Annotated in this window: 16 protein-coding genes; 3 read left to right on the plus strand and 13 right to left on the minus strand. The window is 45.3% G+C overall.

What is annotated here, in order from left to right; all coding sequences use genetic code 11:
• The first annotated feature begins 410 nt into the window (after positions 1-410).
• The 3 genes from BWI93_RS29410 to BWI93_RS04495 all read left to right on the plus strand — a co-directional run bounded on the left by BWI93_RS29410 (position 411) and on the right by BWI93_RS04495 (position 1,887).
• Positions 411-635 carry a KilA-N domain-containing protein gene (locus BWI93_RS29410; protein WP_094808952.1) on the plus strand — a complete coding sequence of 75 codons (225 nt, stop codon included), beginning with the start codon at positions 411-413 and terminating at the stop codon, positions 633-635.
• Between the two features lie 443 nt (positions 636-1,078).
• Positions 1,079-1,357, plus strand: a complete 279-nt coding sequence (locus BWI93_RS04490) for a hypothetical protein (protein WP_094808953.1) — start codon at positions 1,079-1,081, stop codon at positions 1,355-1,357.
• Between the two features lie 11 nt (positions 1,358-1,368).
• Positions 1,369-1,887 carry a hypothetical protein gene (locus BWI93_RS04495; RefSeq protein ID WP_094808954.1) on the plus strand — a complete coding sequence of 173 codons (519 nt, stop codon included), beginning with the start codon at positions 1,369-1,371 and terminating at the stop codon, positions 1,885-1,887.
• Positions 1,888-1,932: 45 nt separating this feature from the next.
• On the opposite strand, the gene BWI93_RS04500 is transcribed toward BWI93_RS04495, so the two are convergent.
• The 13 genes from BWI93_RS04500 to BWI93_RS04560 all read right to left on the minus strand — a co-directional run bounded on the left by BWI93_RS04500 (position 1,933) and on the right by BWI93_RS04560 (position 13,067).
• On the minus strand, positions 1,933-4,881 hold the full coding sequence (locus BWI93_RS04500; protein WP_094808955.1) for a hypothetical protein: 2,949 nt from the start codon (positions 4,879-4,881) through the stop codon (positions 1,933-1,935).
• A gap of 40 nt (positions 4,882-4,921) precedes the next feature.
• The gene (locus BWI93_RS04505; protein WP_094808956.1) at positions 4,922-5,203 is read right to left on the minus strand and encodes a hypothetical protein; all 282 of its coding nucleotides are present in this window, start codon (positions 5,201-5,203) and stop codon (positions 4,922-4,924) included.
• Position 5,204: 1 nt separating this feature from the next.
• Positions 5,205-5,468 (minus strand): hypothetical protein, encoded by a 264-nt coding sequence (locus tag BWI93_RS04510; protein WP_094808957.1) that lies wholly within the window; start codon positions 5,466-5,468, stop codon positions 5,205-5,207.
• Positions 5,465-5,755: a hypothetical protein gene (locus BWI93_RS04515; RefSeq protein ID WP_094808958.1), complete on the minus strand. Its 291-nt coding sequence runs from the start codon at positions 5,753-5,755 to the stop codon at positions 5,465-5,467. Before BWI93_RS04515 ends, BWI93_RS04510 begins: the two co-directional genes overlap by 4 nt.
• A complete protein-coding gene (locus tag BWI93_RS04520; RefSeq protein ID WP_094808959.1) occupies positions 5,752-6,003 on the minus strand; it encodes a hypothetical protein in 252 nt (83 codons plus the stop codon). The genes BWI93_RS04515 and BWI93_RS04520 overlap by 4 nt, the downstream gene beginning before the upstream one ends.
• Before the next feature lie 26 nt (positions 6,004-6,029).
• Complete coding sequence (locus BWI93_RS04525) at positions 6,030-6,272, minus strand: hypothetical protein (RefSeq protein ID WP_094808960.1); 243 nt, start codon at positions 6,270-6,272, stop codon at positions 6,030-6,032.
• Between the two features lie 21 nt (positions 6,273-6,293).
• Positions 6,294-6,599 (minus strand): hypothetical protein, encoded by a 306-nt coding sequence (locus BWI93_RS04530; RefSeq protein ID WP_094808961.1) that lies wholly within the window; start codon positions 6,597-6,599, stop codon positions 6,294-6,296.
• A gap of 57 nt (positions 6,600-6,656) precedes the next feature.
• Complete coding sequence (locus BWI93_RS04535; protein WP_094808962.1) at positions 6,657-8,114, minus strand: DUF6371 domain-containing protein; 1,458 nt, start codon at positions 8,112-8,114, stop codon at positions 6,657-6,659.
• Between the two features lie 88 nt (positions 8,115-8,202).
• Positions 8,203-9,831 carry a phage/plasmid primase, P4 family gene (locus tag BWI93_RS04540; RefSeq protein WP_094808963.1) on the minus strand — a complete coding sequence of 543 codons (1,629 nt, stop codon included), beginning with the start codon at positions 9,829-9,831 and terminating at the stop codon, positions 8,203-8,205.
• Positions 9,832-9,913: 82 nt separating this feature from the next.
• On the minus strand, positions 9,914-10,390 hold the full coding sequence (locus BWI93_RS04545; RefSeq protein WP_094808964.1) for a hypothetical protein: 477 nt from the start codon (positions 10,388-10,390) through the stop codon (positions 9,914-9,916).
• Positions 10,387-10,692 (minus strand): helix-turn-helix domain-containing protein, encoded by a 306-nt coding sequence (locus tag BWI93_RS29415; RefSeq protein ID WP_094808965.1) that lies wholly within the window; start codon positions 10,690-10,692, stop codon positions 10,387-10,389. Before BWI93_RS29415 ends, BWI93_RS04545 begins: the two co-directional genes overlap by 4 nt.
• A 144-nt stretch (positions 10,693-10,836) precedes the next feature.
• Entirely contained in the window at positions 10,837-11,748 is a 912-nt protein-coding gene (locus BWI93_RS04555) for a hypothetical protein (protein WP_094808966.1), read from the minus strand.
• 65 nt (positions 11,749-11,813) lie between these two features.
• Positions 11,814-13,067 (minus strand): site-specific integrase, encoded by a 1,254-nt coding sequence (locus tag BWI93_RS04560; RefSeq protein ID WP_094808967.1) that lies wholly within the window; start codon positions 13,065-13,067, stop codon positions 11,814-11,816.
• Between the last annotated feature and the right edge of the window lie 206 nt (positions 13,068-13,273).

A 13,273-nucleotide genomic window follows, 5' to 3' on the forward strand; every position in this document is an offset into this window, starting at 1 on the left:
GGTATTTAGCCGACTCAGTTTTGAGTTGACCTCTCAATTAGCTAAAAGGTGATCCTGAATTAGTGCTTGTCATCTTGCTCCCCATCTAGGGGAAGCAACGGATTGCCACTTGTCTGAACGCTGAGTCATCGGATGACGCAAAATTGCGTTCTCATAAGTCTAAGCCGACGGATAGTCCTGTACCATTAAGATAACTCAGGATTACCTTTTGCAAAAGGTGGAATAATCCCACGTTATACCCCCAACTACGCCCAATCCCCTCTAACGAGTCCTCTGTTAGTGAGCGAAGCGAATGGCCCGTTAGCTAGAGAAGTCCACTTGAGAGCGGTTGTCCTCCTCTGCTATGGAGGTTCTTCTAAACTACCAGGAATTCTGGTAGTTTGAGGCCAGTCTCAGAATCAGGCGAACTAATGGTGAATGCTACGGAAATGGCTAAGCCGTTCGGGAAACGTCCGGCTAAGTGGCTGGAGCTGCCATCTACTCAGTTGTTTTTAAATGAATTAGAAACTGTCCGAAAATCGGATAGTTTAATCCTTACCGAAGAAGGCCGCAACGGAGGAACTTGGATGCACGAAGACGTTGCCTTAGAATTCGCCCGTTGGCTATCTCCTGCGTTCGCAATTTGGTGTAACTGAGTTAGCTATATAGTACACTGTGGATGCTCATCCTGATGAAGTACGTCAAACCTCCGTTGTGAGAAAAATCACATCGGTGATAATCAGGCGGTTGAGGTTTTCAGGATTCAGTTTAGCTATCTAGTACACTGCAAATCCGAAAATTTCCCTATAACACCCCGGGGGTGGGTCAGACGCCTCAAGCTACCGGGGAGGGCTTGACAGGTACTCTTTCACACTCGAACGCCTGCAGTTCTTGCCCATTCACTTAAATGACTCCACACGAAGCATTACAACTCAACCAATTCGCTCAAGGGCTTCTTTCGGCAGAGGTGCTAACCGAGTGCTTGATGTAATTCAGTGAATTCAGTCAAAAGGCCCTCCTCCGCTGATATGTTATTAGATGAATGGTTTGCCTGCGTCTATCCAGCCCTTTACCTTGCGGTGTCTAACCCTACACCATTATGATTGAACCACTACTTCTAGAACGCATCCTTGTGTCCTTAGCAAATACCCAATCGTCTTCACTTTTAACTTTCAGACTACTTTTGGAAGATAAGTCTGAAGACACGAAGAGAACCTATTACGCCCTGCACAAAGTAGAAACTTTAGAAAATGCTATTCTACTTCTTGGCTCTTTGAATCACGACTATGAGCAATTACAAATAGCTTTATTTGAAGCCCAGAAAGACTATCAAGACGTCCTTGAAGAAATTAACACCCGTCCTCCTCACATCCATTAACCTGCACCGCTATGCGTCAAGCTTTACTATTGCTAGTGATAGCATGTTTTTACTCCTGTATCCCAGCTAAGGTGTACCCTTTACGAGATAAGTATCTAGATGGTCCCTACACGGTCACTACCGCTAAATCGTTTGATAAAGCCTGGGATGCTACTGTTGATTTCTTCACGCAATTAGGCATCCCGATTCGGGTAGTTGAGAAAGCTTCAGGGTTGATCGTCTCTGAGCGAATGGACCTTTATAGTCAAGCAAATTACGAAGACCTTAAAACAGGTCAGATCAAAAATTCAAAAGCCTGGATTGGCGTCGAAACGCGTAAAGAAGGAAGAGCACACGTAAAGCCAACACGAATCAGTGGAGATTGGAACGTAAGGCTTAAAGAATCAAACGGAAAGACGGTAGTAGCAATCAACCTCGTCAACATCAAAGCTATCAGGATTTATGAAGGCTATGAAGCAGCCAGTTTTAAAGCCAAGTCTACTGGGGTATTTGAAAAGTCTGTAGCTGACTGGATAACTAGGCCAGAATAAGTAAAGCCCGGTGATGTGCCGAGCTTTACTTATTCTGGCCTAGTTCTAATTTGTCTCTTTGTAAAAGCGGTCACTATAACGTCCACCAAAGAAGTTAGGATTTTTGGGCTTACACCGCTTTATCTCCATAATGTAGCCGCATTGATCGTATTTTACAGTCGTGGCCAGGGCCGCTCCTTCAATGCGTACCCCATAGACTCGTGTACTCCAATCTTCTGGCAAGCGTCCTTCAAACCAGCTTTGCTCAGGGGCATACTGCAGTGTAATTCCGTCGGCACCAGGCACTATCTCACCCGTCATTAAGTCCACAATAGAGCAGCTATAAGCCGCCCATCGTTTGCGGCTACCCGTCAAAGGATCGAGTTTGTCGGGATAGTTATTATTCAAGACGCCAATCAAAACTGGTGTGTCGCCCGAGCAAGATGAGCTGGGAGCTGCAAACTGAATCTTCTGATCACCTGTCGCTCTGATTTTGCGGACTGCTTTCGCTCCAGAAGCATTCGTCACTGTGACGTTAAATTCAATTTCCTCTGGGAATTCGATTTTGGCGTAGTTGCCTTCAATGCCGGGATAGGTTTTGAGGTAATCAACCCCTTCACCCATGGTGAGACTAGACACCGTTACCGTATATGGCCCATCTTCTTCCTGATCAAACCAGGCTATATAAGCATCATGCGACCAGAGGTCAATACCGCCGCCAGGGAACACGCCTCCCGTCACCCTAAGTTTTCGGGGTGGGTTGCTTCGGCCGTTGGGCTCCAGGAAAGTGATTCGTAAGCTAGCCTCTGAGTCTGGGATGTTGCCTTCTGAATAAGCGTTAACCTGCAATACAGCGTTGTCTGACGCATCAATGGTGTAATACCGCCGGAAGTGGCTAGGCTGATATTCAAACAGCTCTGCCAAGACTACCCGCGACTCTTCACTGGGGAAGTTTTGCGTTGCTCCTGCTACCATGAACCGGCCCTTGAAACCGCCAGGGCGAACGGAATCCATGAGGTCAAACGAAGTATGCAGTACTGAGCCAGTCACGCGTTTGGTAGGACGGCCCGACACTTTCAATATGTCGGTCAGGGTAAGGGCGGGCAAAGGCATTTTAGAGCCGTCTCCACCCCGTTTATACCAGTTAATACGAGGGTTACCCTGAAGGTCCAAAATCTGTGAATAGTAGTTTTCTCCACCCACCGAACCTAAAGGAATGGTTACTACGCTACGCTTCACGCCGTAGGGCTTATCCTGTTCTAATTCATGACGTTCCTTTCGGATGTCCTGATATTGTAAAGCATCAAATTTGCCTAGCTTGAGATTGCGGAATTGAATTCTGGCTGCCGGCGGATTTGTGGGCTTGTTTTCCAGATATTCAGCGGCCCGAAATAGCACCACCCGAATTGTGTAATAGGTTGCTTTATAAGGCTTGCCCTGTATGTCGCGGGTCAGCGGTAGAGGGTCAGACTCCATTTCAAACTTTGACCATTCGCCCTTCGAAGTTTGAACCAGTTTATTGGTGTTAGGAAAAGGCTGATTCAGCTCATTTAAGACTTTACTGGTTTCGCGGACTTCTTTCAGGTTTTCAAAGATGAAGCAGGCACCGTTTGCCCCTCCCTTTGCGATAAACTGATCTGCCCAAACACCTTCCTGCGATAGAAATAGTGGACGGGGGTGGTCTTCATCCTTATACTTTAACGGCGTTTCCGGCTTCGTATTCAATGTAGGGATGATGTCGTGATTTAGAATCGGCACGGCAATTACCTGCACCTTTGCACCACGCGAACCAATATTAAAGAACTCCCCTGAGATTTTGATCTTTTGATCGTATCTGGCATACATTGGAGCCGAAACGTAAAAGGCTGGATCGGGTGAGTAAGGCGTTTGCTTGCCTGGGACATTAGCTCCAACTGTTAGCCAGACGGATTGAAGCCCTACATCTTCTCCATTAAGCCGGAAAGCTTTCCCGTCAAACTCGATATAGTTGTCTTTGAAAACCGTTTGCGGATCGGGAGTAAGGTAGCGGTAGGTAATCTCGTAAGGTAGCCAGCCTCGGGCGGCTTTACCCCCGTTGATGGTCGGATCGAGCATTTGAAACCGGGGATTATACAGGCGGTTTTTTAGCACTCCGTAATCTACCTCCATCTGGGCCAGCTTCACTGAGTCATAGTTGCCAATGCGTTGGTCGTAATGAATAAAGGGTTTGTCCTCAACCTTAGCTCCTGAGGCAATAACCTTGTCAACGGAAAGCGTCATCTGCCCTTGAGCCTGACGTTCAGAAGTAAAAGGAAATACTTTCACCATCCCCCTGGTCAGTGACTCTACCTGCACAAACTTCCAAGTACCGGATGATTGACAGATAAATGCCCCAAACATCGTGCATAGGTCTTTAAGCACGTCATACGCCGACATCGGCTCGTCGTTGGGGTAAAACCTAGTAGGGTCGATGATCGCCTGCGAGAGCGTACACACGCCCTCATCCATTCCTTCGGCATAGGATTCGCAAGCGATCCAGACGGGCAGGTCAAGGCCAATCAGGTCCAGGCAGTTTAAGAGCACTTCCGTCGCTGATTGAAGGGTTTGGTAGGCCGTACCTGAGGCATCCAGGTATTTGATATTTTTTAGGTCACCCAAACCTACCGTTGCTGAAATGTCGAATACATAAGGCTCTGCCTGATAAGGCTCCTCAGATTGAGAGGCTAGCAGGTAAGAACGAGCCAATAGGTTGCCATCCTTGTGAGTCTCAATGCGGTACTTACGGGGGTTTTCCGAAAATAGACTTGATAAACCAAAACCGTTGCGTCCAATGAGTCGGGTAGATATTCGCCGTCCCCGAATGGCTTCGAATTTCTCGTCTTGAGTGATCTCTAGGTCGTCAATGGTCACAGCGTCCGCCTGAGCAAGTTGTTCTTTGGGTAGTCGTTTATAGCTCAGAGTAGTGATGTCGAGTCGTATCTGCATTTTGTTGTGCACAGTGACGAAAGGAACAGTGTGTTCTAACCGGTATAGCATGTATTGGTTGTTTAAGTTTTAGGAATGTTAGTAGAGGTAATTAGTGTTCAGGAACTCGCATTTCAATCCAGGGCTGTCCTTTCTTGAGGATTCGTTGCTTCATGGCTTCAAAGGCTTCCTGCGTCATCGAATCATGAGATTCCAGGTGCTGTTGAGGATGGGTCATAAGTTTGATCGTGACATTCCTGATCATTTCACCTGCCTGCTCGGCCTGAATGTAGATGAGAGGCTGATCTTCTTTCTTGAGCCGCTGCAACGGTGCGGAGTTTCCCTGCAAAAGGGCCATTAAGGCTGCTTCTTTGTCTTTTCTGCTATTTGCCATGTTAGTAGATGATGAAAAGGTTATAGTGTTTCCCTAGCCGCTTAACTAAGGCCTCATATTCAGCCTGAGAAAGCCTTTCGTGAGATTCAATGATGTTATCTCCCTGGTAGACGTTAAGGTTACTAAAACCTATCTCTGGCTCACGGTCGGCAATGATCTTTAACCCAGGCTTTTTTGTGTCTAAGAGGCTTTTAAACCGACGGATGGGTTTTGTATCGCCTTTCAGGTAGGCCCGAATAGCTGCTTCTTTATCTTTTCGTTTCATTCGTCATTGCGATGGTTATCAGGCAGAGAGAAAACAGTGCCCCCTACGCGTGCCATAAGCTTTTCGAGGACTTTAAAAGGCATGGTCTTAGTCTTACCACCGCGGCTACCGTGAAAGGTTAGCGTGGCCGTCACTAACTCATCTGGCTCAGGATCTTTGGCACCTTCACTGATGATGACCACGGAAATAGATTCGGGATCTGGATTCATTTGACGGCTAAGTTCTTCTTGAGTAACCTTACCTTCTAGGATTCGCAGCAATAGGGCTGCTTTGTCTTGTCTTTTCATCTGCTTGGTTGTTTTTTAGGGATTTCACCCGTTTCGATCATAATGTGGAGTTCTTCGTCTGTGAAGGAGTCCCAGTAGGCTTGCTCTTCAGGGCTAAGCTTTGGGCCATGAGCAATAATGGCATTTAGCTCTTCATCAGATAGCTTAGAAAAGTCAATGCGTTTTGACCTGGCTTTTAACTGGCTAATCGCTTTCTTGTCTCCACTAAGCACCTTGCCTAGCATATCAATCTTGTCCTTGCGAGTCATCTCGGTACAGTGTATACGTTGATTAATTAAATGGATGCAAACTCCTGTTTTAGATCATGAATCCGATCTCTGATGATTTCGAAGATTCGTTGTTCTAAAACCTCATCCCTGGGAATGTCATGCGTGTAACCGGTACTGCTCATAGTGTCACCCCGGTAGCGAAGCGTATACCCTGTGTAATTCTTAGCGTAGACCTTCTTCAGGATTTCTTCTAGTGAGGTGATTTTAAATTCGAGGCTCTTGGCCTGCTTGAGTTGTTCAGTTGTCATCGTTGTTTTGGGTTTAATTGGTTATTCTTCGTCGGGTTCCTGTTCTTCTACCTTATTCATGGCCCGGCCCAGTAGTTCATCCAGTTCCTCTTCGCTCAGACTGGAGATGTCAAGCTTGGTTTCCCGCTGCTTAGGCAAGATGTACTCCATGAACTTTAGGTAGGCAGCTACCTGGTCCTTAGGCTCCATGAGTTCAATGGCAGCGGAGATGTCCTCGAACTTCTGGTCAATGAAAGTTTTGATGCGGGCTTTGATGTCTGCGGTAGTCTTGTTTAACGCTCCTGGTTTACGCCCCCCAGTTTTAGGTTTTCCTTTTTCAAAAGGCATAGGTGTGTTCTGTTTTAGAATGAATTAGAATGAAAACGATTGGATTTAGAATGAGGGCTAACCCCCTTGAATGAATTGGCTTAATGCCCTTTCGTCTCTGAAGCCGAGGCCCGGATAGTCTTCTACGATGCCTAGAAGTGTGAAGCCTGCCTGCTGTCGTTGCCGGATGAATTCCAGCTTTTGCGTTCTGGTGAGTTGTGACAAGTGTTCCCGGCTGAGCTTTTGAAAGTAGGTTTGTAGCTCCTCGGCGGTGTCAGTTAATGAGCAGTAAGCCTGACGTCCGTGAAGCTGCTTAAAGTGGGCTCCGCTGTCTAAGTCCGATAGCAGACTGTTAAAGATTTCTCGTTCATACTGCGGAGTGAAAGGAGTAGTCTTTTGTTCAGGTCCTATTATGTCATCCCAGCTTTCAGGATAGTCTGGTTCAGCATTAACAGACTTCTCAATTGTAGACTCAGAAAGCTCTGCAATCGTGCTGTTGTCCTTCTGTGCGGGTTTCACGGCTCGAAAGGTCCGCCAGTCCATCTCTGAAAAGAAGTCGGCTAAATCAAGCCCTTTGATGCGTTGCTGCTCAGTTGCCGATTGCTCCAATATATCAGAGACTACGAAGCGAGTACCGGGCATCTTCTTATTGAACTCCTCAGCCTTTTGCTTCCACTGCTCATAGGCGGATAACTGACCTTCCGCTGGCTTGGATAGATCAGGAAACAGGATGACGTTTCTACCTGCCAAGGCCTTCACTTTCTCGTAGGACAGGCTGCTTAAGTTATATACAGCTAACCAGAGCAAACTGGAAGGTTCATTCGGAAAACCATTGTAGAGGGTGCCGATGATAGCCGTTTTGGGTGCTTCTACAATAGCAATTGGATTAAAGGGATACCTGGGCAATAGATGAGCCCCAAACAGGCAGGAGACCTTTAGCTCGTTTTGCTTGTAGCGAACAATCCACTCCGGCACTGACTTCCCTAGCTCAAGCAGGTTCTTCTCCAGGTAAGCGTGAATGAAGTTAGTTGCCGTCGTGTGATTACCTTCATCAAAGGTTTTAATCTGAATGGTTCGGGTATTGCCATGCTCATCGATGTAGGGGAAAGCAATAGCTCCCGCCATGTAGCCTTTTTCTACAGTACCCAGCTGATAAAGCTCCCTTACCTGCTCTATGTCCTTTGAAAGTAACGGATAGGGCAAACGGCGTACGAGGTTTTCTAGGAACTGGTTCTTTGAGGCGTCGCGGTTATAAAGTTGCCCTACTAGCTCAGACGGATAAAACGTAATGGGCTTCGGCTCCGGCTTTTTATAAGTGTAGGCAGACTTAGGTCTTACCGCTTCTTCTTTGCCGTAACCATCCGCGTACGGGTTTAGGTGATAGTGACAGGCAGCTTCCCGATCACAGCGTCCGTATTGGCTGGGCAGGTATTCTCCAGAAACCAGATTGATATAGCGAACCATCCGGCGTTTGCCGCATCCATGGCAGTTAAACTTCTTGCTGGATTGATCGAGGGCGTATTGAAAGTCGTTCATCGTTAGGCGAGAAAAAAGGTTTTTTATTCGCGTCACTTGAAGCACCATCGTCACCTTACGAGAAGGCAGGTAGTTGGCAAAAGTGACGCTAGTGACGAGAGTGCTGTCTAAACAAAATCTTTTTTGCGATGAAGAGGACCTTCCCGTAGTTGCGTTTATGGGATTGATAGCCCATATGAGTAAGCCGCCCACTAAAGGTCACTAGTGATACTTTCATGTAGCCACTATCCAGACAATACGCCTTGTATTCATCATAGACTTCTTTCAGCGGCTTTTCATCCAGGCTAGAAGGTTGATAGTTCTCCTCCTCCAAAAAGCTGCGAACCGAATCCGAGCGTTTTTGATACTCTAGGCGGGCCTCATCAGAGGCTTTACATTTCGTAAACTGCTTTTGCTTGAGCAAGCGGTTTAATCCTCCCAGCACCCAGTTAAAGACTCCTGATAACTCTGCCTGAATAATCTTCTGGGCTAGTTCCTTGTCTTGCTGATCTTCCGGAATAGTGGTGGTGAAGGGAATGATGAGAAAGCGTCGAAAGAAGGCATGCGTCTGTTCTACGTCCCTGGGCAATTCGTTGACGTTAAAGATGAGCTTGGCGTACTTGCTGACCGTAAACGGCTCTCCATAGGGCAAGCGGGCTGATACGGGTTCACAGGAGGCTAATTGCTTAAAGATGCTGGCTTCCAGCTTTCCACTAATCTCTGAGGCATAGTTAACCAGCTTGTTAGCAATCTTAGCTCGGTAATAACCGCTTTGATCGGTCAGACTCTCTAGGGAATAGCTGGATACATTATCGGCTCCCAGCAAAGCATTAACGATCTCGAAGAAAACGGACTTTCCATTGGCTCCACTGCCGTATAGCAGTAAAACCTTTTCCATCTTAAGCGTATCGGGCTGAATGAAGACGTAGCCCATGTACTCCGCTAACACCATCCGGCTTTCCTCATCAGGTAGCACCTGCTCTAGATAGCGTTCGAATAAAGGAGCCTTCGCTGTAGGATCGTAAGTAAAAGGCAGTTGGTAGGTGAAGAAGTCCTTGGGGTTAAAGGGTCTTAAGCCATTACCGGTAGGGCTGATCTCAAAGGTTCCGTTTTGTAAATTGATGCGTTCAGTTCCTTTCGTTGGCTCAGGAGCAGGCAAGTAAGTCGTCTTGTTAAACTGTGACATCAATTCGTCAATAAACTTATGGTAACGAGCTACGTACCGGCTAACGCCCATCTTTTCAGCTACGGAGGAAAGGAATTGCTGAAACGCTTCTTTATCAGTTTCCTTCCAGTAGGCTCCATTATAAAGGAACACGAAGCTCAGGTGTTTGCAAATGCCCATTCGCTTGGAAGTAACCACCTTGATTAAGATTTCAATAGACAGGATGATCAAATGTTGCTTGGTGATCTTAAGCTTATCGATCTTCTTTCCTACTTTTCGCCATTGGTCTCGAATCGGGTCCAACGCTTTATCAGTGTTTACGCTGCCGTCGGGATTCATGAGCTGGCTTTCCAGATTATCATATTGCTCTTTTAGCTTAGCCAGCTCCGGAAAGGCTTCTGATTCAAAGTCCACAGCCGTTATCTGACTAATGACCCGTGCTTGAATTTCACTGTGAGCAACGGGCTTGTCAGGAGCTAACTGTTGCTGTATATGTTGCGTTAGCGATTGGGGAGAAATAGGAGTTAATTGAGAGGTAATCTCCTGTTTTTGAGCTATATTTGCTACTGTCATGGGTAGTTTAGGGATGTGTTGAACAAGGGTCGCTTTAGGGGTAGAGCGGCCTTTTTTGTTGGTGAAAGAATGAAGGGTTAGTTTAACTAGCTGGATGGATCTGTCGCTGCAGATACCAGTCGTAAAATTGTTGGAAAGAGGAAATGAGGAGATAGATTCCGCCGGCTGCCTCAACCTGACGCTGATACTCTTTCTGAGCTTGACTTTGACGATCGTTGCCTACTTTGACTTCAATCTTCACAGAGCGTCCGTTGATAATGGCTGAAACGTCAGCTGATCCAACCTGAGCAGAAGAGCGGATTCGTTTAACGGTTCCGATGGTACGCCGATAGCCGACTGCATCCTGAAAGGTCTTTCGGCCATCAAGAACACGACCTTCTACCGAAACCCGTTCGGCCTGGAAGCCTTGTAGCCGAATGAATGCTACAATACACTTGGTTAGCCCATTAGCAGTCTTATCAGAGAACTTAGGCTTAGGAATCAGCTTTTCTGGGAAAGTAGGGTGATTAGCTCGCTTGGAGTGCAGGGCCAGATCATGAAGAGCTTGAAGGGCTGTCATTGAGCACCTCCTTCCCAATAGTGAGCCTTTACCTTAAACCGTTCGGTGAAAGCGAGAATTGCTCCTTTAGGGTACCGAATAACAGATCCAAGCTGTATAAAATCTATGTATCCTCTTGCTCTCCAGTTTTGCAGTGTCTTTTTGCTACACTTAAAGATTTCAGTGGCTTCGTCTTCAGTGTACAGGAAGTTACTGTTGACATCTGAGATTAATCGGTTTTGACTAAGTTTTACCTCGTCAACCTTAGAGATTAACTGGTTGAATTGGCTTTCGGGAATCGAGAGGATTCTAAGTTCCTGCATATGCTTTGCTTTTTAGTGGTTGATATATTAAAGCTCGGCATATAGTGGAATATAAGGAAAAGCGGGATTTTTAGGTGTTTGATTACTAGTGTGCTATACTGATTCAAGAAGAGTAAAACGGGATTATTTCCCGTTTTACCGGGATTATCCCTTTGGAATGAAATGAGAAAACTCATTTGTTTTATACCTAGCATACTTATCCTCGACCGGTTTAAGCTTAGAGGGCTTAGTATAAGAGTCGTTTATACTGACTTTATAGCGATTAGCCATAAAAGTGCGAATTTTTGGGTTCTTCAAGTTCGGTGTAAAAAATCCCTCAACTTTTAAGGTCGCTATCATTTCTACAATTGTGATCTGATTCTTCAGCCACTTACGTTGTTTATCTAGGTATCCTTTAGCTAAAAGCTCTGCTTCAAACTTGAGAAACCTACTTTTATTGATGATAATACCCTTCAATTCATCTTCTTGATTGATATCAAAAGAAATCTCTTCCTGAGATTTATCTGAATGTAGGATATGTTTTGATGTCTCGCCACTATTGTCTTGTTCAGATTCGTTGTTCATACCTAGTAATTGCATTAAAGCCTTACTGAACAAGGTATTCAACTCCTTTGATGGATCTTCTAATCCATCTTTAGATCGAACAAACTCTTCAATGCCAGAGATAACTCTCTGTATGTCCATCCAGCTGATGTGACTAACTCTTACTCTTCCAAAGTGACTGGGGAACATGGTTGCTATCGGAAAAGAAGTTCTTTGCCTTTTTTCATCAAGAGTAAACCAATGGATATTTTCTCCATTCTCGTCGCCTTCACCTTCCAGTCCATCACGAATTAGTAAGCTGTCAAATGTATTTTGATGGGCTATGAGCCCCTCAATTAAGATATCGTACATTTTAAGCCCATTTGCTTTACCAAATTCTTGATATAAATATTCCAGCTTAGCAGTTAAACGGGTCTCAAAAAGTAGATCAGTAGCTATGGAATGCAGTTGTTCTTCGGTAAGCCAATTGATAGACTTCCCAGAATCAAAAGGATTTGCGTAACTTGGTGCCATGATTGCAATTGTTTGAAAGCACTCGGGATACTGTGGAAGGTGGCCGAGTGCTTTGTTTTATAAAATTAATCAAAAAGGTCTTTCATTGCCTGGTCTACGGTGTCCGTATCAAAGCTGTTGAGATATTTCTCCGTCATGCTTATTTTAGAGTGCCTGAGAAGCTTACTCACGGCATATACGTCTTTGATCTTCCGACGCCCAAGGTCAGCAAAAGTATGACGAGCTGAGTGGAAAGAGACTTCCTTACTAATCTCAGCCTTCTTGCAAATCTTCTTAAGTCTCAAGTTGTGCATTGCATTCTTGCTACTGATCTCCTTAAGTAACTCAAAGTCAGACTCGAATACTTTTGAGGCATTGAGGATAGGGAAGAGGTATTCCTCCTTACGTTTAACACCCTTAGGAGTATAATATTCAAGAATCTCTAGGGCTTTTCTCGGAAGCTGTATAGAGTGAACCTTATCGGTCACATGAGCCGTCTTTCTCATGATGTATGAAAGCCGGCCGTCGTCAACATTCTTCCATTTTAAGGTAGATAAATCCGAAAACCGAACCCCAGCTGCGTAATAAGCAAACATCCAATAATTACGCGTATGCCATAATAAAGAATCTGGTTCTAGATCAACAGTGGCAAACCTATGTAGCTCCTCATCTGTCAAACGCACTCTTGTTGGTTTACCCTCAGCAGTTTTAAGCCCTAGGAAAGGGTTCTCATTGACAGAAATGATCTTCTTCTCAATGGCATGGTTGACAATCGTCTGAATCTTTACCAAGCTCATTCGGACCGTTGACTGGCTATTCTTTCTGACGGTCTTCAGCCAGGACTGATAATCCTCCAATACTTGAAGAGAAAGGTCGGCAAATAGAAGATTGCGGTTCTGAGTGAACTCTAAAAGCTTATTGACCTCGTTCTTTAGATTTCGCTGGGTGTTGTAGGCTTGCTTGTCTATATAAGAGTAGGCAAAGTCAAAGAAAGACTCTGTCGCTTTTCCGTAAAGGTTCTCTGCAATAGTGGAGGCATTAGCATGCTTGATCTCCTGTTTGAGTTTAGCAACCTCAGCAATTTTATCTTCAATAGTTCGATTGATAACGGCAAACATCTTCTCCGACCGACGAACCTCTTTCTTTTCCGGATTCCAATCCTTGATAGCAATATCAAAGCCCAGATAGATGCGTTTAAGCTTGCGATTTTGAGTGATGCGAAGAAATAGGGGATACCTGCCATTTTTCTTCGGCTTATTGCCTAATTCAATGGTGGTGCGTATAAGAGAAGACTTGATCACACTCTTCTTAGGAGAGGGCGACCCTGTAGGCTCTGACATATAGTAATTCGTTTCTTATCTCATCTCAAATATAGGTTTTACTGAAACAATACTGAAACATTTTTTACTTTTGTGTACCTATATATACTTTTATATTCCACGTGGCAAAACTATAAGTATCTGACTATGAGTAAATATGAGAGAATGTATTGGTAGGTGGAAGAAATAGTTGTACTCCGGCTCTGGGTACTGGTCATCCCTCTTAG

The organism is Siphonobacter sp. BAB-5385 (genome assembly GCF_002261125.1).
Lineage (GTDB): Bacteria > Bacteroidota > Bacteroidia > Cytophagales > Spirosomataceae > Siphonobacter.